Origin of the sequence: Mucilaginibacter sp. CAU 1740, from assembly GCF_039839285.1 — a bacterium.
Lineage (GTDB): Bacteria > Bacteroidota > Bacteroidia > Sphingobacteriales > Sphingobacteriaceae > Mucilaginibacter.
The window spans coordinates 34,720-51,261 of the sequence record NZ_JBDOQS010000020.1; the positions used below are offsets into that span (position 1 = coordinate 34,720).

Annotated in this window: 29 protein-coding genes; 1 reads left to right on the top strand and 28 read right to left on the bottom strand. The window is 42.0% G+C overall.

Annotated features, from left to right (window positions below; translation table 11 throughout):
* Window positions 1-84 precede the first annotated feature (84 nt).
* The 24 genes from ykgO to rplC form a co-directional block, all read right to left on the bottom strand.
* Entirely contained in the window at window positions 85-201 is a 117-nt protein-coding gene (gene ykgO, locus AAFN85_RS30320; protein WP_022833269.1) for a type B 50S ribosomal protein L36, read from the bottom strand.
* Between the two features lie 4 nt (window positions 202-205).
* Window positions 206-424 carry a translation initiation factor IF-1 gene (gene infA, locus AAFN85_RS30325; RefSeq protein ID WP_022833270.1) on the bottom strand — a complete coding sequence of 73 codons (219 nt, stop codon included), beginning with the start codon at window positions 422-424 and terminating at the stop codon, window positions 206-208.
* Window positions 425-488: 64 nt separating this feature from the next.
* Complete coding sequence (map, locus tag AAFN85_RS30330; RefSeq protein ID WP_347531720.1) at window positions 489-1,280, bottom strand: type I methionyl aminopeptidase; 792 nt, start codon at window positions 1,278-1,280, stop codon at window positions 489-491.
* Window positions 1,281-1,284: 4 nt separating this feature from the next.
* Window positions 1,285-2,628 (bottom strand): preprotein translocase subunit SecY, encoded by a 1,344-nt coding sequence (gene secY, locus AAFN85_RS30335; RefSeq protein ID WP_347531721.1) that lies wholly within the window; start codon window positions 2,626-2,628, stop codon window positions 1,285-1,287.
* Between the two features lie 5 nt (window positions 2,629-2,633).
* Window positions 2,634-3,080 (bottom strand): 50S ribosomal protein L15, encoded by a 447-nt coding sequence (rplO, locus tag AAFN85_RS30340; protein WP_347531722.1) that lies wholly within the window; start codon window positions 3,078-3,080, stop codon window positions 2,634-2,636.
* A gap of 4 nt (window positions 3,081-3,084) precedes the next feature.
* Window positions 3,085-3,264, bottom strand: coding sequence for a 50S ribosomal protein L30 (gene rpmD / locus AAFN85_RS30345; RefSeq protein ID WP_110585874.1), 180 nt, complete (start codon window positions 3,262-3,264; stop codon window positions 3,085-3,087).
* A 6-nt stretch (window positions 3,265-3,270) separates the two neighbouring features.
* Entirely contained in the window at window positions 3,271-3,789 is a 519-nt protein-coding gene (rpsE, locus tag AAFN85_RS30350; protein ID WP_347531723.1) for a 30S ribosomal protein S5, read from the bottom strand.
* A gap of 12 nt (window positions 3,790-3,801) precedes the next feature.
* A complete protein-coding gene (rplR, locus tag AAFN85_RS30355; protein WP_347531724.1) occupies window positions 3,802-4,152 on the bottom strand; it encodes a 50S ribosomal protein L18 in 351 nt (116 codons plus the stop codon).
* Window positions 4,153-4,157: 5 nt separating this feature from the next.
* Entirely contained in the window at window positions 4,158-4,715 is a 558-nt protein-coding gene (gene rplF, locus AAFN85_RS30360) for a 50S ribosomal protein L6 (protein ID WP_347531725.1), read from the bottom strand.
* Between the two features lie 18 nt (window positions 4,716-4,733).
* Window positions 4,734-5,132: a 30S ribosomal protein S8 gene (rpsH, locus tag AAFN85_RS30365; protein ID WP_347531726.1), complete on the bottom strand. Its 399-nt coding sequence runs from the start codon at window positions 5,130-5,132 to the stop codon at window positions 4,734-4,736.
* Between the two features lie 147 nt (window positions 5,133-5,279).
* On the bottom strand, window positions 5,280-5,549 hold the full coding sequence (rpsN, locus tag AAFN85_RS30370) for a 30S ribosomal protein S14 (RefSeq protein WP_347531727.1): 270 nt from the start codon (window positions 5,547-5,549) through the stop codon (window positions 5,280-5,282).
* A complete protein-coding gene (gene rplE / locus AAFN85_RS30375; protein ID WP_347531728.1) occupies window positions 5,542-6,105 on the bottom strand; it encodes a 50S ribosomal protein L5 in 564 nt (187 codons plus the stop codon). Before rplE ends, rpsN begins: the two co-directional genes overlap by 8 nt.
* Window positions 6,105-6,434, bottom strand: a complete 330-nt coding sequence (gene rplX, locus AAFN85_RS30380; RefSeq protein ID WP_347531729.1) for a 50S ribosomal protein L24 — start codon at window positions 6,432-6,434, stop codon at window positions 6,105-6,107. The genes rplE and rplX overlap by 1 nt, the downstream gene beginning before the upstream one ends.
* Before the next feature lies 1 nt (window position 6,435).
* Window positions 6,436-6,804, bottom strand: a complete 369-nt coding sequence (gene rplN, locus AAFN85_RS30385; protein WP_109609385.1) for a 50S ribosomal protein L14 — start codon at window positions 6,802-6,804, stop codon at window positions 6,436-6,438.
* Window position 6,805: 1 nt separating this feature from the next.
* Entirely contained in the window at window positions 6,806-7,066 is a 261-nt protein-coding gene (rpsQ, locus tag AAFN85_RS30390) for a 30S ribosomal protein S17 (RefSeq protein ID WP_347531730.1), read from the bottom strand.
* A gap of 19 nt (window positions 7,067-7,085) precedes the next feature.
* Window positions 7,086-7,295 (bottom strand): 50S ribosomal protein L29, encoded by a 210-nt coding sequence (gene rpmC, locus AAFN85_RS30395; RefSeq protein WP_090529266.1) that lies wholly within the window; start codon window positions 7,293-7,295, stop codon window positions 7,086-7,088.
* A gap of 124 nt (window positions 7,296-7,419) precedes the next feature.
* Window positions 7,420-7,842, bottom strand: coding sequence for a 50S ribosomal protein L16 (rplP, locus tag AAFN85_RS30400; protein WP_090529269.1), 423 nt, complete (start codon window positions 7,840-7,842; stop codon window positions 7,420-7,422).
* 49 nt (window positions 7,843-7,891) lie between these two features.
* Window positions 7,892-8,770: a 30S ribosomal protein S3 gene (gene rpsC / locus AAFN85_RS30405; protein ID WP_347531731.1), complete on the bottom strand. Its 879-nt coding sequence runs from the start codon at window positions 8,768-8,770 to the stop codon at window positions 7,892-7,894.
* 6 nt (window positions 8,771-8,776) lie between these two features.
* Window positions 8,777-9,199, bottom strand: a complete 423-nt coding sequence (gene rplV, locus AAFN85_RS30410) for a 50S ribosomal protein L22 (RefSeq protein ID WP_347531732.1) — start codon at window positions 9,197-9,199, stop codon at window positions 8,777-8,779.
* 6 nt (window positions 9,200-9,205) lie between these two features.
* Window positions 9,206-9,472: a 30S ribosomal protein S19 gene (rpsS, locus tag AAFN85_RS30415; protein WP_347531733.1), complete on the bottom strand. Its 267-nt coding sequence runs from the start codon at window positions 9,470-9,472 to the stop codon at window positions 9,206-9,208.
* Complete coding sequence (gene rplB, locus AAFN85_RS30420; protein WP_347531734.1) at window positions 9,472-10,299, bottom strand: 50S ribosomal protein L2; 828 nt, start codon at window positions 10,297-10,299, stop codon at window positions 9,472-9,474. The genes rpsS and rplB overlap by 1 nt, the downstream gene beginning before the upstream one ends.
* Window positions 10,300-10,307: 8 nt before the next feature.
* Window positions 10,308-10,598, bottom strand: coding sequence for a 50S ribosomal protein L23 (gene rplW / locus AAFN85_RS30425; protein ID WP_121233540.1), 291 nt, complete (start codon window positions 10,596-10,598; stop codon window positions 10,308-10,310).
* Window positions 10,599-10,600: 2 nt separating this feature from the next.
* Entirely contained in the window at window positions 10,601-11,233 is a 633-nt protein-coding gene (gene rplD / locus AAFN85_RS30430) for a 50S ribosomal protein L4 (RefSeq protein ID WP_347531735.1), read from the bottom strand.
* 1 nt (window position 11,234) lies between these two features.
* Window positions 11,235-11,852: a 50S ribosomal protein L3 gene (gene rplC, locus AAFN85_RS30435; protein ID WP_330861693.1), complete on the bottom strand. Its 618-nt coding sequence runs from the start codon at window positions 11,850-11,852 to the stop codon at window positions 11,235-11,237.
* Between the two features lie 345 nt (window positions 11,853-12,197).
* On the opposite strand from rplC, the gene AAFN85_RS30440 reads away from it, so the two are divergent.
* The gene (locus AAFN85_RS30440; protein ID WP_347531736.1) at window positions 12,198-12,839 is read left to right on the top strand and encodes an energy transducer TonB; all 642 of its coding nucleotides are present in this window, start codon (window positions 12,198-12,200) and stop codon (window positions 12,837-12,839) included.
* A gap of 152 nt (window positions 12,840-12,991) precedes the next feature.
* Here the strand turns inward: AAFN85_RS30440 and AAFN85_RS30445 are convergent, their stop codons facing one another.
* From AAFN85_RS30445 to AAFN85_RS30460, 4 genes are all read right to left on the bottom strand, one after another.
* Window positions 12,992-14,443, bottom strand: a complete 1,452-nt coding sequence (locus tag AAFN85_RS30445) for a glycosyltransferase family 39 protein (protein ID WP_347531737.1) — start codon at window positions 14,441-14,443, stop codon at window positions 12,992-12,994.
* Between the two features lie 271 nt (window positions 14,444-14,714).
* Window positions 14,715-15,113 carry a hypothetical protein gene (locus AAFN85_RS30450; RefSeq protein ID WP_347531738.1) on the bottom strand — a complete coding sequence of 133 codons (399 nt, stop codon included), beginning with the start codon at window positions 15,111-15,113 and terminating at the stop codon, window positions 14,715-14,717.
* 148 nt (window positions 15,114-15,261) lie between these two features.
* On the bottom strand, window positions 15,262-15,627 hold the full coding sequence (locus tag AAFN85_RS30455) for an SMI1/KNR4 family protein (protein WP_347531785.1): 366 nt from the start codon (window positions 15,625-15,627) through the stop codon (window positions 15,262-15,264).
* Window positions 15,628-15,730: 103 nt separating this feature from the next.
* Complete coding sequence (locus AAFN85_RS30460) at window positions 15,731-16,525, bottom strand: hypothetical protein (RefSeq protein WP_347531739.1); 795 nt, start codon at window positions 16,523-16,525, stop codon at window positions 15,731-15,733.
* Window positions 16,526-16,542 lie beyond the last annotated feature (17 nt).

A 16,542-nucleotide genomic window follows, 5' to 3' on the forward strand; every position in this document is an offset into this window, starting at 1 on the left:
TTCTTGTAATTTATTGAGTTATCGAATTATTGAATTATCGAATCGCTATCAGTAATTCAACATTCTCCAATTCAGTAATGGTTCTTAGCCCTGGCGTTGTTTAAACTTTGGGTTCTTTTTGTTAATAACGTAAAGTTTCCCGTTACGGCGGATGATTTTGCAATCAGCGCTGCGTTTTTTGATGGATGCTCTAACTTTCATCTTTTTATTTATATCTATAGGTTATTCTACCCTTTGTTAAATCATACGGACTCATCTCCAGTTTCACCCTGTCGCCAGGAAGAATTTTGATATAGTGCATACGCATTTTACCGGATATGTGCGCTATAATCTCATGACCATTTTCAAGTTCAACCCTGAACATTGCGTTTGACAATGCCTCTCTAATTGTACCGTCTTGCTCAATCGAAGATTGTTTAGCCATATTTTGTTGATTATTACTTAATTATCCGCCCTGAAACCGGGATGCAAAATTAATAAAAAATTATTTAATTATTATTTTTTTCTTTTAAAACATTTTCTACGTATTCAAACGTCGATAAAATGTCTGGTTTGCCTTTTCCTACCGCTACTGTATGCTCGTAATGGGCGCTTGGCTTCTTATCAACAGTTGATACTGTCCAGCCATCATCCCAAAACTTAACACCGGCACGGCCCGCGTTGATCATCGGCTCAATGGCTATTACCATACCTTCTTCAAGTTTGGTGCCCGAGCCGCGTTTTCCGTAGTTAGGTACTTCAGGCTTTTCGTGTAGCTGCCTGCCCACGCCATGTCCTACCAGTTCTTTTACCACGCCGAAACCATTTTTCTCTGCATGCTCCTGTACAGCGTAACCGATATCACCAATGCGCATACCTGCCACAGCTTTTTCAACACCCAGTTGCAAACACTCCTGCGTAACACGCATTAGTTTCTTAACCTGGTCGCTTACTTCGCCGATAGCAAAGGTATAAGCCGAATCGCCTACGTATTTGTTCAGTACAACACCACAATCAACCGATACAAGATCTCCTTCCTTCAAAATGTATTTTCCGGGGAAACCATGCACCACCTGGTCGTTAAGTGAAATGCAGAGAGAGTATGGAAATCCGTGATAATTTAAAAAGGCAGGTATGCCCCCATTATCACGGATAAAAGTTTCAGCAAGTCTGTCGAGTTCGATGGTCGCTACTCCGGGGCCAATAACCTTTGCTATTTCAGCATGGGTTTTGGATACCAGTAAGGCACTTTCCCTGATAAGCTCAATCTCCTCGGCAGACTTGTAAATAATCTTAGACATGTCCTTAGATCGCTGTCGGGGTTGTTCCGGCAGCTGCAGGCATAGCTGTACGTCCTTTAATACGTCCGGTTTTCATTAAACCATCGTAATGGCGCATCAACAGGTGGCTTTCAATTTGCTGTAATGTATCCAACACAACACCTACCAGGATGATCAGCGAAGTACCGCCGAAGAACCTTGCAAATATTGGAGATACACCAACCAAACTGGCCAACGCCGGGATAATGGCTATGATAGCCAAAAATACCGAACCTGGTAAAGTTATCCTTGAAATAACGGCGTCTATAAAATCGGCCGTGCTTTTACCTGGCTTAATGCCTGGGATAAAGCCACCGTTCTTCTTCATATCGTCAGCCATTTGGTTAGGGTTAACCGTAATAGCTGTATAGAAGTAAGTGAACAGGATGATCAGGATACCGAACAACAGGTTATGCTGCCAAGAGTTATAGTTTGATAAAGCGATCAGGATCCCGTTTGATGATACGTTAGGGAAAAACTGCGCTACGGTTTGAGGTATAAACATCAACGCCTGGGCAAAGATGATAGGCATTACACCTGCAGCATTTACCTTTAAAGGTATATACTGGCGTACGCCACCATATTGTTTGTTACCTACAATACGTTTTGCGTATTGAACCGAAATTTTGCGTGTTCCCTGTACTATAAGGATAGTAAACATTACTACACCAATAAGCGCAACGATCTCAACAATGAACGCGATCAAACCACCGGCACCACCGTTACGGGCGATAAACTCTGTACCGAAAGCACCTGGCAACTGGGCAATAATACCCACCATGATGATTAGCGAAATACCGTTACCGATACCTTTATCAGTGATCTTTTCACCTAACCACATTACAAATAATGTACCTGCAGTTAATACAAAAGTATTCAGGATAATAAATGTAAACGGATCAGCAATGGTCCTTGCATCGGCAGCAACCTGCGATTTAAGGTAACCGATTGCCTGTAAAAAGGTAATACCGATTGTTAGGTAACGAGTCCATTGGTTAAGCTTATTACGGCCGCTTTCACCTTCTTTTTGCATTTTGGTAAAATACGGCACGGCAATGCCAAGCAGTTGCACCACAATTGAAGCCGAAATGTAAGGCATTACACCTAAAGCGAAAATAGAAGAACGTGAAAACGAACCTCCCGCAAACATATTCAGCAATCCTACTAATCCTTCTGCCTTTTGGCCTGTTACCGATGAGTAATTAACTCCGGGCAAAACCACGAATGAGCCTACACGATATATAAGAAGAAATAAGAGCGTGTTAGTAATACGCACTCTTAAATCTTCGATTTTCCAGATATTGGATAATGTGGTGAAAAATTTCTTCATCGAAATTATAACTTAACTATGGTACCACCTGCTGCTTCAATAGCTTTTTGAGCTGTAGCAGTAAATGCATGTGCTTTAACCTCTACTTTGGCTGTCAATTCGCCACGGCCAAGGATCTTAACCTGGTCGTTACGTGAAGCCAAACCATGCTCTTTCAAAGTTTCAAGATCCACTACAGTAAGTGAATATTTTGAAACTAATTCCTGAAGTACGTCAAGGTTTACACCTGTGTACTCAACACGGTTAGGGTTTTTAAAGCCTACTTTAGGCACACGACGCTGTAAAGGCATCTGACCGCCTTCAAAGCCCACTTTAGTGCTGGTGCCTGAACGTGAACCCGCGCCTTTGTGACCACGGGTTGACGTACCGCCACGGCCCGAACCGGTACCACGGCCAATACGTTTTCTATTTTTGGTTGAACCTTCTGCAGGTTTTAAATTACTTAAATTCATGATATTAAATATTTTCAACCGCTACCAGGTGGTTCACTTTCCTAACCATCCCAACTATAGCAGGTGTAGCCTCAACTTCCACACTGTGGTTAATTTTACGCAAGCCTAAAGCTTGTATCGTTTTTTTCTGGCGCTCCGTTCTGTCGATCACGCTCTTAATCTGAGTTATTTTGATTTTGGCCATGACTGATTATCCGTTAAAAACTTTACCTAAACTAATACCGCGCTGTTGTGCTACTGTATTGGCATCACGTAACTGGGCTAATGCCGATACGGTTGCTTTTACCACGTTGTGCGGGTTTGATGAACCTTTTGATTTTGCTAATACGTTGTGTACACCTGCCGACTCTAATACGGCACGCATAGCACCACCTGCAATTACACCGGTACCGTTAGCTGCTGGTTTAATGAAAACAAAACCACCGCTAAATTTACCAATTTGCTCGTGAGGTACAGTTCCGTTAATGATCGGAACTTTTACCAGGTTCTTTTTAGCATCATCAATGCCTTTTGCAATAGCTTCAGTTACCTCTTTAGCTTTACCTAAGCCGTAACCTACTACACCGTTTTCATCACCTACTACCACAATGGCAGAGAAGCTGAAAGTACGGCCACCTTTGGTTACTTTGGCAACGCGCTGTATGCTTACCAAGCGGTCTTTCAATTCGATCTCGCTTGATTTTACTCTTTTTATGTTGATTGTTGACATTTCTCTGTTCGATTAAAAGTTTAAACCACCTTCACGTGCACCTTCTGCCAATGATTTAACACGGCCGTGGTACAAGTAACCGTTCCTGTCAAAAACAACATCTTTAATACCTGCAGCGATAGCTTTTGAAGCTACCAGTTTGCCTACAGCTACTGATTGATCTGATTTTGAACCATCAGCTGCAAATTCTTTTGACAAAGAAGATGCTGAAACCAATGTTTTACCGGCAACATCGTCAATGATCTGCGCATAAATTCCTTTATTGCTCCTAAATACTGACAGGCGAGGACGCTCTGCTGAACCCGAAAGGCGTTTTCTGATGCCTTTTTTAATCCTGTCTCTTCTTGATAATTTAGCTCCCATGACGATTATTTTTTAGATGCTGATTTACCTGCTTTTCTTCTCAATATCTCGCCCTGGAACTTGATACCTTTACCTTTGTAAGGCTCTGGAGCACGTAATGAACGGATTTTAGCTGCAACCTGACCGATCAATTGTTTGTCGATAGACTCCAAAATGATGGTTGGGTTTTTACCTTTATCAGCAGTGGTTGTAACTTTAATTTCTTGTGGTAATTCAAATACGTAGTGGTGAGAGAAACCCAACACTAAATCTAAAGTATTACCTGTATTAGTGGCACGGTAACCCACACCTACTAATTCCTGAGTAACTTTGTAACCTTCAGTTACACCAATTACCATGTTATTTAAAAGCGCGCGGTATAAACCGTGTAACGCTTTGTGACGTTTTTGCTCAGACGGGCGTTGAACCAGTAACTGGCCGTCTTCCTGTGCAATGGTGATATCGCTATCAACCGCTTGCTGCAACTCACCTTTAGGACCTTTTACTGTAACAACATTCTCTGCTGATACCGTAACGGTTACTCCTTGTGGCAGTGCTATCGGTGCTTTTCCTACTCTTGACATTGCTTTAAATTTCTTCGATTAATAAACGTAGCATAAAACCTCACCACCAACATTTTGCTGACGTGCTTCTTTATCAGACATAACGCCTTTAGAAGTTGACAGGATGGCGATACCTAAACCATTTAATACACGTGGCATGTTTTCCATACCTGCGTATTTCCTCAAACCTGGTTTGCTGATGCGCGAAATGCTGCGGATAGCAGAAATTTTAGTTATCGGGTGGTATTTCAAAGCAACTTTGATGATGCCTTGAGGACCATTAGCCTCAAACTTGTAATTTGCAATGTAACCTTTGTCGAAAAGCACCTTAGTGATTTCCTTCTTCAGATTTGATGCAGGAATTTCAACAACCCGGTGGTTGGCTTTAATAGCATTCCTTACTCTTGTAAGATAATCTGCGATTGGATCTGTATTCATTTTATTGTGTTGTGACGGTGGTTTCACTCCCAGTAACATCCCGGGCGACCTTCCATCGGTTAAATTCATGAGATTAGAGATTAGAGATGAGAGGTTAGCGAACCTAATCACTAACCTCAAATCTCTAATCTCTAAATATTTAGCTGCTTACCAGCTTGCTTTTTTCACTCCCGGGATCTTGCCTTCAAGAGCCATTTCACGGAATGTAACACGTGAGATGCCAAATTGACGCATATAACCACGAGGGCGGCCGGTTAATTTGCAACGGTTGTGCAATTTTACCGGTGATGATGCTTTTGGTAATTTATCTAAAGCAGCGTAATCGCCAGCTTCTTTTAAAGCAGCTCTTTTCTCAGCGTATTGAGCTACTAATTTAGCGCGCTTTACTTCACGTGCTTTTACACCTTCTTTAGCCATTGCTATTTTGATTTTTAAATGGTAAACCAAATTGTTTCAACAACTCCAATGCTTCAACATCGTTTGTTGCGGAGGTTACAAAGGTAATATCCATACCTTGAATTTTATTGATTTTATCAATGTTTATTTCAGGGAAGATAATTTGCTCTGTAATACCTAAAGTATAGTTGCCGCGGCCATCAAAACCTTTGTCGTTGATGCCTTTAAAGTCACGGATACGTGGCAAAGCAACAGCGATCAAACGATCCAAAAACTCGTACATTGTGTTGTCACGTAAAGTAACACGTACGCCAACCGGCATATTTTTACGCAATTTAAAGTTTGAGATATCTTTTTTAGATTTTGAAGATACTGCTTGCTGACCAGTGATGGTTGTTAACTCGGTGATGGTGTTCTCGATCAATTTCTTGTCGGTAGTAGCACCGCCTACACCCTGGTTAATAGCAATTTTCTCTAACTTAGGAACCTGCATTACGCTTTTGTACTGAAATTTATCTTTCAGTGCGGTGCGGATCTCCTCTTTGTATTTCGATTTTAATCTTGGTACGTAAGCCATTACTTAATTTCCTCCCCTGATTTTTTTGCTACCCTTACTAATTTGCCGGCATCGTTTAATTTACGGCCAACACGGGTTGTTTCACCTGTTTTAGGATCAACCAACGCCAGGTTCGAAATATGTATAGCAGCTTCTTGTTTAACAATTCCGCCGTTAGGGTTGGCAGCATTAGGCTTAGTATGTTTAGATACCAGGTTGGCACCTTCAACAATAGCCCTGTTTTTGTCAACCAAAACTTCAACTATTTTACCTTGTGATCCTTTTGAATCGCCGGCAATAACTTTAACCAGGTCGCCTTTACGGATCTTTAATTTTACTTTCTTTTCCATGTTACAATACCTCCGGTGCTAATGATACAATTTTCATAAATTGTTTCTCGCGCAGTTCCCTTGCAACAGGGCCAAAGATACGTGTACCTCTTGGCTCGTCCTGGTTGTTTAACAACACAGCTGCGTTATCGTCGAAACGGATATATGAACCGTCTTTTCTACGGATCTCTTTTTTAGTGCGTACAACTACGGCTTTTGATACGCTACCTTTTTTCACGTTACCTGATGGTAAAGCGCTTTTTACGGTAACTACAATTTTATCGCCGATTGATGCATACCTTTTACCGGTACCACCTAATACACGGATCACTAAAACTTCTTTAGCGCCGCTATTATCGGCTACTGTTAATCTTGATTCCTGTTGTACCATCTTATTTAGCCCTTTCTAAAATTTCAACTAATCGCCAGTTTTTGGTTTTGCTCAGGGGGCGGGTTTCCATGATCAATACTGTATCGCCAATGCCACAAGTATTAGTTTCATCATGCGCCATGAATTTGGTAGTCTTTTTTACGAACTTACCATAGATAGGGTGTTTCACCTTACGCTCAACGGCCACAACTATAGATTTCTCCATTTTGTTGCTTACTACAAGGCCGGTACGTGTTTTTCTTAAATTTCTTTCCAATTCCATTTTGTGAATGTTTAAAAAATTAATTCTTTTCAGAAGCGGCCGCCGCTTTACGTTTTGTTAATTCAGTATTTAACTGAGCAATTCCTTTGCGTACTTTGGTTATACGGGAAGGGTTTTCAATAGCTGAAACTGCGTGAGCGAATTTCAATTTGGTAAGGGTAGCCCTTTCCTCGCTGATCTTAGCAACAATTTCTTCAGTTGATAGACCCAAAATTTCTGAGTTCTTCATTTTTCTTTGTTATTTGTTGTCTGTTGGTAAGTTTAAACGTTGTATCGTTTTATTAATGATGGGTGAAATTCGGCATCAACTTCACAACATTAAAACTTTACAACTCTTCAACTAACTCCTCAATTTATGCTTCTACGTAATCCCTACGTACAATAAATTTAGTTTGCACTGGTAATTTCTGTGCTGCAAGGCGTAAAGCCTCTTTAGCAACTTCCAAAGGCACACCTTCGGCTTCGAAGATGATCCTTCCGGGGCGTACTACCGCAACCCAGTATTCAGGAGCACCTTTACCTTTACCCATACGTACCTCTGCAGGTTTTTTGGTTACAGGTTTGTCAGGAAATATCCTGATCCAAACCTGTCCTTCACGTTTCATAAAACGTGTTACAGCGATACGTGCAGCCTCGATCTGACGGCTGGTGATCCATGCCGCTTCGAGTGATTTAACACCAAAAGATCCGAATGAAAGTTCAGCACCACGAGTGGCTAAACCTTTCATCCTGCCTTTTTGCATCTTTCTGAACTTCGTTCTTTTTGGCTGTAGCATTTTTTTAAGCTTTTATATCGTATTCGATATCTGTCTTCTACTCTAATAATTATCTCTTACCTGGGCCACCTGGACGGTTTCCACCTTGTCCACCCGGACGGTTTCCACCTTGACCACCTGGGCGATTTCCGCCTTGGCCACCGCCACGACGATCACCACCTGGTTTCCTGTCGCCACGACGCTCACCACCGCGCTCGCCGCCTCTTTCGTTACGGTTACCAAAACCTGGTGCGCCGCCTTCTGGCCTGCCACCTTTGCCGCTTGCGCTGCTGGTGCTGCCAATGTTAGGAGAAAGATCGCGTTTGCCATAAACCTCGCCTTTGCAGATCCATACTTTAACACCTATTTTACCATAGGTAGTTAATGCTTCTGCTAATGCGTAGTCGATGTCAGCACGGAAAGTGTGCAAAGGAATCCTGCCTTCTTTATATTGCTCGCTACGTGCCATCTCAGCGCCACCTAAACGGCCTGATGTCATTACCTTGATACCTTCGGCACCCATACGCATGGTTGCAGCGATTGTGGTTTTCATGGCACGACGGAAAGAGATACGTGCTTCTAATTGTTTAGCAATGCCTTCAGCTACTAATTGCGCGTCAAGCTCAGGACGTTTGATCTCGAAAATGTTGATCTGAACTTCTTTTTTAGTAAGTTTTTTCAACTCTTCTTTGATCTTGTCAACTTCCTGACCGCCTTTACCGATCACAATACCCGGACGGGCAGTGTGGATAGTTACGGTAATACGTTTTAAAGTACGCTCAATAACTACTTTTGATACACCACCTTTAGCGATACGAGCTGAAAGGTATTTGCGGATCTTTTCGTCTTCAACTAATTTATCGGAGTAGTTGTTGCCACCGAACCAGTTAGAATCCCAGCCTCTGATGATGCCTAACCTGTTACCTATTGGATGTGCTTTCTGTCCCATGTTAAATTAATTGTTTTCGTTTTTAGTATCCACAACAAGTGTTACGTGGTTTGAGCGTTTGCGGATACGGTATCCCCTACCTTGCGGTGCAGGACGTAACCTTTTTAACTGACGGCCACCACCTACAGAGATCTCTTTTACAAAAAGATCATCGGCGTTTTTGCCTTCGTTTTTAGCTTGCCAGTTGTTAATTGCCGATAAAAGCAATTTTTCAACACGGATAGCCGCTTCTTTATTAGTGAACTTTAAGATGCTTAAAGCCTTAAATACGTTTTCACCGCGGATCAAATCAACCACCAAACGCATTTTGCGTGGTGAAGTTGGACAGTCCTGTAACTTAGCAACAGAAGCGCCGCCTACAAGAGCTTTCGCAGCTTCTTTTTGTTGCCTGATCAGTACAGACTTTTTAATTTTTGTTGTTGCTTCCATTACCTGTTATTTTTTCTTTTCTGCGTGACCGCGGAATGTACGGGTTGGGGCAAACTCTCCAAGCTTGTGTCCAACCATATTTTCTGTTACATACACAGGGATAAACTTGTTACCGTTGTGTACAGCGAATGTATGACCAACGAAATCAGGAGAGATCATGGAACGACGTGACCATGTTTTTACAACTGATTTTTTATTCGCATCATTCAAAACCGTAACTTTTTTATCTAAGTTATGATCGATGTAAGGTCCTTTTTTTATTGAACGAGCCATTATTTCTTCCTTCTTTCAATGATGTAACGATCCGATGATTTCTTCTTGTCACGAGTTTTGTAGCCTTTAGCTAACAAACCTTTACGTGAACGTGGGTGACCACCCGAAGCACGGCCTTCACCACCACCCATAGGGTGATCTACCGGGTTCATGGCTACACCACGTACCCTTGGCCTACGACCCAACCAACGGTTACGGCCTGCTTTACCTAACACAGAGTTAGCCCTTTCGCCATTTGAAACTGTACCGATAGTTGCCAAGCAAGTTGACAAGATCATACGTGTTTCGCCTGAAGGCAACTTGATGATAGCGTATTTGCCATCACGTGCTGATAATTGAGCATAAGTACCGGCACTACGGGCAATTACACCGCCCTGGCCTGGGTTTAACTCAATGTTGTGGATGATCGAACCAAGAGGAATGTTCTTTAATGGTAAAGTGTTACCAACCTCTGGAGCTGCTTTTTCGCCAGCTGTTACAATTGTACCAACTGTTAAGCCTTCCGGAGCGATCATGTATCGTTTTTCACCATCTGCAAAGTGTAGCAGGGCTATACGGGCCGAACGGTTAGGATCGTACTCGATAGTTGCAACTTTTGCAGGGATGTCAAATTTGTTACGTTTAAAATCAACTAACCTGTATGCTTGTTTATGACCACCACCTAAGTAGCGCATAGTCATTTTACCACTGTGGTTACGACCGCCAGATTTTTTGTTGGCTGCAACAACTAATGATTTTTCAGGAACATTAGTAGTAATATCTGAGTTAGATACGTCAACTCTGAAGCGGGTACCGGGGGTAACCGGTTTAAATCTCTTTACTGCCATGTCTATAATTATATATTGCTGTAAAAATCAATTACTTCTCCGTCCTTCAACGTAACAATCGCTTTTTTATAAGTAGCTGAGCGGCCTTGAACGGCACCAGCCTTAGTATTGCGGGTTTTTAGTTTACCGACGTATTTCATGGTGTTCACCGCAGTGATATTTACACCATACATTGCCTCAATGGCACTTTTGATCTGAATTTTGTTAGCCCTGTGATCAACTTTGAAAGCATAACGGTTAAGCTTTTCAGTTAACTGAGTAACTTTTTCAGTAAGTAGGGGTTGTTTTAAAATTTCCATAATTACTTAGCTAATGCTTCCTCCAAAGTTTTAACAGCACCTGTAGTAAGCAATAATTTGCCGGCGTTTAACACATCATAAGTGTTTAATTGCTCAACAGAGATTACTTTGCTTCTTTTCAGGTTTCTGCTTGATAAATAAACGTTGTTATTTTCAGCGCCTGCTACTACCAATAATGTTTTATCGTTAGTAACATTCAAATCGGCCTCCAACTTAATGTAGTTTTTAGTTTTGATGCTATCAAAATTAAAGTCTTCTAACACTAAAATGTTGTTATCCTGTGCTTTGTATGATAAAGCAGAGTTACGGGCCAATGATTTAAGCTTTTTGTTTAATTTAAAGCTGTAATCACGTGGTTGCGGACCGAATACACGGCCACCACCGTTAAACAAAGGTGATTTAATACCACCGGCACGGGCACCGCCTGTACCTTTTTGTTTGTATAATTTGCGGGTTGAACCTGCAATTTCATTACGCTGTTTTGATTTGTGTGTACCCTGACGTTGGTTAGCAAGATATTGCTTAACGTCAAGATAAATAGCGTGATCATTTGGCTCAATACCGAAGATCGACTCAGGAAGTTGCACCTTGGCACCTGTTTCTTTACCTGATACGTTTAATACGTTAACTTCCATCTTATTTATCCACTATTACGAATGAACCTTTAGCTCCGGGGATGGAACCTTTAACTACTAACAGATTCTGCTCAGCGAACACTTTAACAACTTGTAAGTTTTGTGTTTTAACGCGAACGTTTCCGGTTTGACCTGCCATGCGCATACCTTTAAATACGCGTGATGGCCATGATGACGCTCCCAATGAACCTGGTGCACGTAAACGATTGTGCTGACCGTGAGTTTGCATACCCACACCACCAAAACCGTGACGTTTTACCACACCCTGAAAACCTTTACCTTTTGAGGTACCAACCACATCCACAAAATCTCCCGCAGCGAAAATCTCGACAGTAACGGTGTCGCCTAATGATTTTTCGTCCTCGAAAGTTTTGAATTCAACAAGTTTCCTTTTTGGGGCAGTACCTGCTTTTTGGAAGTGACCTTTTAACGGTCCAGAAGTGTTTTTTTCCTTTTTGTCGCCATATGCAAGCTGAACAGCTGCATATCCATCGATATCCACAGATTTGATCTGGGTTACCACGCAAGGGCCAGCTTCGATCACAGTACAAGGAATGTTCTTCCCTGTCTCGTCGAAAATGCTGGTCATTCCTACTTTTTTACCAATAATTCCTGACATTTTCTTAATTTGTTTGTGTCCATCGAAGCAGTAGGGCTTCGTTCAAGACATATTTCTCCCCCGAAAGGGACGGCAAAGATAGAAACTTTGTATTAATTATCAAATAGTTAGTAAGTTATTTTTTCATAATTTTTACTCCCATGTTTTAACATCTGTTTGCAAGGTATTTCATTAAGCTTTAGTCGGTTTTATTTTGAGGTGAGGATGTCCGGTTTTAAGGTCTTTTTTTAGTCGGCCTTAAACGGCGGCGTAAAATTGAACACGCTATAACTTTTTTTTCAAAAAGATTGTAGTTATAACCCCATGTTAACCTCCAAAAAACATACCGCTTATTATCTTTGCCGCATGAAACCTTATTACATCCTTGTAGCAATTTTGTTAATGGGCCGGTTCACATATGCCAAAACTGCTTTTAATATCGATACTACCAAAAGCAAAGCCTTCACGAGTATTGAGCGTGTACCCGAATTTCCGGGCGGCATACCCGCTTTGATCAATTACATTGGCAATAGCGTGAAATATCCCGATGTTGCGCGACTTATAGGGATTAACGGCAAAGTTGTAGTGAGTTTTGTAGTTGATACTACGGGCCGCGTAACTAATGTTATGCCGGTTAACTGCATAGGTGCCGGCTGTGAAGCCGAGGCCGCGCGCGTGTTGGAAAACAGTCCGCAATGGCTACCAGGGATACAAAACGGGCGCCCGGTTCGGGTTCAATATTCAGTGCCGATAAACTTTAGCGTACCGGTAGGAAAAATATATTTTAAAGATCTGCAGAAATCTAATTACGGTTTTGTTTTTGAAATAAAAGGCAGGCAGTACACTATCAGCGAAGCACAGGAAATATTGGGCAGCGGTTTTGAAAGTGACGAAGTACAAATTGCCGAACCTTTTTTCAACGCTGATCATAACAAAAAATTTAACATAGCTGGTAAAAAAGGTGTTTACCTGGTGAAGATGAAAATCGCCCCGGCTGCATCCAATTAACAACAATTACATAGCACTGATCCGGGCGTTCCCGTTAGCTAACGGGCGGGCTTTACGCTGCAAATCCTCGCCAGGCCATTACACAGAGGCCACCGCGGCTGTGGGTTTTCCGCTGCAATCCCTAACGCTATAACTCCACCAATAACTGCTATCTACTTACGTAACCGATAGATCTGGTAATTATACATACACCTATCCAAATAATAGCCCCGCTCTACCATCTGCTTTACAAACATCCGCAGATCTGCATCCACCAAATTATCATATTCCGGGAACAAGGGCACAAGAATCATAGCAGGCTTTTTCTGTTGCAGATCCTGTTTAAAGCGGGCTTTGGCTACCGATGTTTGGGTGATGTTAAAATATATACTTGGCGATACCCTTTCCGAATATACCTGTACCTGTGTGCCAAAGCTATGCACCAATACCAGGTCGGTAGGTTTAGTGTTGTCCCTTACCCATTTTGCCAATAGCTTACGGTCGCCTTCGGGCGGGTTGATATAGGGTGGCTGGCCATAACTCAATTTTGGAGGGGCCTCGCCTAACAGGATGCTGGCGTTACGTAACGCTTCAGACATTCGCGGAACAAACAAACCCGCGATGATCAGCAACGCATACCTAAGCTGTAGTTTATATTTACTGGTGAAATAAGCAACCGCGCATCCGTTTAATATAGCCAAAGGTGGCAACACCTCCTTTAAATGCACAACATCATAAATACCTATAAAATTGATCGCCGTAAAAGCGAGCACAAGCCATAAAATAAAAAGCGCCGCATGTTGTTTCCGTACAAAAAAACCTACTATAGTCAGCGGATACAACATAGCCATGGGCGAGTAAATGAATTTGCTTAATAGGCTTCGCAATTTGTAAGCCATGCTATGATCTGTTGCGCTGCCCCGGCTAAAATTATCGGTAAGCATATTTAAGCCCAGATCATGAATATTTATACCGGCTAAAACACAAACCATCAGCAAAACCGCAAGGCCCATAATTACGCCCACCGAAAACCAGCCTGCATCCAAAAGCTTTTTACGGCCAAGCATATAAACTACCATAGCAAGCACAACAAAAGCCGCGGAGAGCCGGAAATCAAGCGCCAATCCGGCAAGGATGCCGCTTAAAACCAGGTCGGTGTTTTTACACGATCGCAGATAACGGTTAATGGCCATCAATAAAAACAGCACCTCGTAAGTTTCGGTAAAGGCCACGAACCTGCTGCCTGTAGCATGCCAAAGCAAAGTTATCCCATAACAAAAAGCTGCGGCTAACGCGGCTTTTTCACCTGCTACTTTTTGCGCTATCCTGAACAGGTAATAAATTCCTGCTGTTTGGCACAGCGTAGCCAACACCCGCGGAAACCAATAATTAACGCCAAACAACCAATCTGAGATACCGAAAATGGCAAATATTAAAGGGGATTTATTATCGGTTCCGCCGTTGTAAGGAACCAATCCGTTCTTGAACCAATTGCGGCCTATGTAATGCCAGATAGACTCATCAAACGATAACACAAAGCCATCACTTAGCAGCGTGATGGTTAGCTGCCAGGCGGTGAATAAAATAAGAAGGTACCAAAGCTTGCGGATTTGGTTGGGTTGCATGTTGGTTTGGGTATTTTGTTAAGTCCGGATTATGGGCAACTTATGATCAGTACGGATTTGGACGATAGTGGGTTGCCTGGCAACGCGGATACTGTAGTTGCAGACTACAGGCATAGGCCTTCAAACCTGGAAAACTTAGAACAGCGGTATAGCTTAATTACGCCGATATTATAGCAGCATATTACAAGTATAAACTGTGCGAAGTTAGGAAACCCCGCACAGCAAAAAAGCTTCGTAAGTAAAGGCCCATCGGGCATCTACCGGTACATTCTTAATGTGCTTTTGTATATAAAGTATGATAAGGTTCATAATGATCATCACTTATCAACAACGAATCGCCTTTAATAACATATGTTTTGGGGGAAAGATCACCATCGAAATTAATAAAGTCGGCCTTTTCGTTTAAATAATCGCTAACGCCGGTTTTAAGGGTGTACTTACCGCTTTTTTCAACTGCATCGTTACTAAGCAGCTGGTAGTTGAAATCCTTACTCAACACCAGGTAATTTGTTACCCCAGCCGGTGCGCTTATCACATCCTGGCCGCTAAACCCGCCTTTAGAGTTAATGAATTTCCATTTACCGTCAAGGCGCTCATTCATGGCTACTGTTTTATCTTTTTTGCAGGCCATCGAAAAAAATAAGATGAATAGGAATAGGTATCGTTTCATGATAATTACAATTGGTTTAAAGGCAATTACGCACAAATACAATCAAACGATACAGAGTTTTATTATTAACTAATATAACCACCTAAGTTGCACACCCGCATATTTAAATCGTTTCCACGCCTATATTTTTCACATCGCGAAAAAAACATCATTCGGCATCTAAAATTCTCCTTTTTAAAAAATCAAGGAAGCTTTCTGCATATATAACGTTACAATCAATATACTCTTTAAACACAGGGTATTCTAAGCTGCTATTCTTCGCCGATAAATCAAAATAAAAAACTTCAGAATGACCTGTCACTTGAATCACCAATCGATTATTATCTGAAGGATCCTTTCTTCTCAATTCATTCATATACACGATATCCCCTCCCACAACCGTATCAAAATCCAGTTCGTATATGCTATAAATCTCGTCTCCTAAAACATCCCCGCCACCATAGTTTTTCAACCACCAGATATACGAAGGGGGGAAAATAGCCCGAAGCCTCTCTTGGGCTTTGTCGATCCAAATTTATGCCACTCCTTCACCAAAATTTCCGAAGTTTATAATATCCCGGTTGACTTCTATAAGGTTGGCAATGCTTTCAAATGATTCCATAAACCAAACTGTCTTTTTAACTTACCACCCACTCCCCTGCAAACTCCACAAATGCTTCGTTCACAAACGGGAATACCGTAACATTAGGAATATGGTTAACCTCCAGCAAATAACGCTCGCCGTCTTTACCAACAATATAATCAACCCCTACGGTTTGCAAATTGAAATGTTTGGCAATGGCCTGGCTATCGGCCAGTAGTTCGGGATCTGTTTCCATTTCCCACGAACCTTCGTTATGGATAGATTTTAGCCAGGTATCACCGGTGAGCCTGATCTGCCAGCTTTTATCACCAACTATCATGATGCGTACAGCCTCACCATCAATAAACTGTTCAATAACTGAGGTTTCGGAGCTCGTCCAATCGCCGTTAAATTTGGCTTTGTCTTCGCCGCAATGCCAGATCCCCCATTTGGCAACGGTTTCGGTAGTGGCCGAGTAATCTTGCTCGTTTATCACCATGCCACGCTTAATACCGCCAAAGCGGGATACCGAAAGCGCACGTACCAGGCCGGGGATGCGTTGGCGCAGATCCATCATGCCTAAAGCATTGGGCAGGCAAGGTCCGTTCCACAAAGCTAAAAGGGTAATAAAATCAACATCATCTTTATAAATACCATGAAATATTACCTTGTTAACCAGCAAGTATTTATCAGGCACCGTTGGGCTTTCAACATACAATTCGCCTTCAACCAATTTTACTTGTGGTAATGAATCGTAGGTTACCAGTAAATAATTAAAACCTAAGTTTTGCTTAATCGCGTTAACTTCAGCCTCTTCAAGGCCTACTATCAGGACACGTACCTTATCCATGTTGATATTATTATTTA

Excerpts from the sequence above, each read along its gene's own strand:
- rpsH (WP_347531726.1), bottom strand. The coding sequence starts at position 5,132 with ATGAATACAGATCCAATCGCAGATTATCTTACAAGAGTAAGGAATGCT.
- rplO (WP_347531722.1), bottom strand. The coding sequence starts at position 3,080 with ATGAATTTAAGTAATTTAAAACCTGCAGAAGGTTCAACCAAAAATAGA.
- rpsC (WP_347531731.1), bottom strand. The coding sequence starts at position 8,770 with ATGGGACAGAAAGCACATCCAATAGGTAACAGGTTAGGCATCATCAGA.
- infA (WP_022833270.1), bottom strand. The coding sequence starts at position 424 with ATGGCTAAACAATCTTCGATTGAGCAAGACGGTACAATTAGAGAGGCA.
- rpsQ (WP_347531730.1), bottom strand. The coding sequence starts at position 7,066 with ATGGAATTGGAAAGAAATTTAAGAAAAACACGTACCGGCCTTGTAGTA.
- AAFN85_RS30445 (WP_347531737.1), bottom strand. The coding sequence starts at position 14,443 with ATGCAACCCAACCAAATCCGCAAGCTTTGGTACCTTCTTATTTTATTC.
- secY (WP_347531721.1), bottom strand. The coding sequence starts at position 2,628 with ATGAAGAAATTTTTCACCACATTATCCAATATCTGGAAAATCGAAGAT.
- AAFN85_RS30460 (WP_347531739.1), bottom strand. The coding sequence starts at position 16,525 with ATGGATAAGGTACGTGTCCTGATAGTAGGCCTTGAAGAGGCTGAAGTT.
- rpmC (WP_090529266.1), bottom strand. The coding sequence starts at position 7,295 with ATGAAGAACTCAGAAATTTTGGGTCTATCAACTGAAGAAATTGTTGCT.
- rplD (WP_347531735.1), bottom strand. The coding sequence starts at position 11,233 with ATGGAAGTTAACGTATTAAACGTATCAGGTAAAGAAACAGGTGCCAAG.
- rplB (WP_347531734.1), bottom strand. The coding sequence starts at position 10,299 with ATGGCAGTAAAGAGATTTAAACCGGTTACCCCCGGTACCCGCTTCAGA.
- rplP (WP_090529269.1), bottom strand. The coding sequence starts at position 7,842 with ATGCTACAGCCAAAAAGAACGAAGTTCAGAAAGATGCAAAAAGGCAGG.
- rplX (WP_347531729.1), bottom strand. The coding sequence starts at position 6,434 with ATGGAAAAGAAAGTAAAATTAAAGATCCGTAAAGGCGACCTGGTTAAA.
- rplE (WP_347531728.1), bottom strand. The coding sequence starts at position 6,105 with ATGGCTTACGTACCAAGATTAAAATCGAAATACAAAGAGGAGATCCGC.
- rpsN (WP_347531727.1), bottom strand. The coding sequence starts at position 5,549 with ATGGCTAAAGAAGGTGTAAAAGCACGTGAAGTAAAGCGCGCTAAATTA.
- rplN (WP_109609385.1), bottom strand. The coding sequence starts at position 6,804 with ATGGTACAACAGGAATCAAGATTAACAGTAGCCGATAATAGCGGCGCT.
- rpmD (WP_110585874.1), bottom strand. The coding sequence starts at position 3,264 with ATGGCCAAAATCAAAATAACTCAGATTAAGAGCGTGATCGACAGAACG.
- rpsS (WP_347531733.1), bottom strand. The coding sequence starts at position 9,472 with ATGGCTCGTTCAATAAAAAAAGGACCTTACATCGATCATAACTTAGAT.
- rplF (WP_347531725.1), bottom strand. The coding sequence starts at position 4,715 with ATGTCAAGAGTAGGAAAAGCACCGATAGCACTGCCACAAGGAGTAACC.
- rplV (WP_347531732.1), bottom strand. The coding sequence starts at position 9,199 with ATGGAAGCAACAACAAAAATTAAAAAGTCTGTACTGATCAGGCAACAA.
- map (WP_347531720.1), bottom strand. The coding sequence starts at position 1,280 with ATGTCTAAGATTATTTACAAGTCTGCCGAGGAGATTGAGCTTATCAGG.
- AAFN85_RS30440 (WP_347531736.1), top strand. The coding sequence starts at position 12,198 with ATGAAACCTTATTACATCCTTGTAGCAATTTTGTTAATGGGCCGGTTC.
- rplW (WP_121233540.1), bottom strand. The coding sequence starts at position 10,598 with ATGGAAATTTTAAAACAACCCCTACTTACTGAAAAAGTTACTCAGTTA.
- rplR (WP_347531724.1), bottom strand. The coding sequence starts at position 4,152 with ATGGGAGCTAAATTATCAAGAAGAGACAGGATTAAAAAAGGCATCAGA.
- rpsE (WP_347531723.1), bottom strand. The coding sequence starts at position 3,789 with ATGTCAACAATCAACATAAAAAGAGTAAAATCAAGCGAGATCGAATTG.
- ykgO (WP_022833269.1), bottom strand. The coding sequence starts at position 201 with ATGAAAGTTAGAGCATCCATCAAAAAACGCAGCGCTGATTGCAAAATC.
- AAFN85_RS30450 (WP_347531738.1), bottom strand. The coding sequence starts at position 15,113 with ATGAAACGATACCTATTCCTATTCATCTTATTTTTTTCGATGGCCTGC.
- rplC (WP_330861693.1), bottom strand. The coding sequence starts at position 11,852 with ATGTCAGGAATTATTGGTAAAAAAGTAGGAATGACCAGCATTTTCGAC.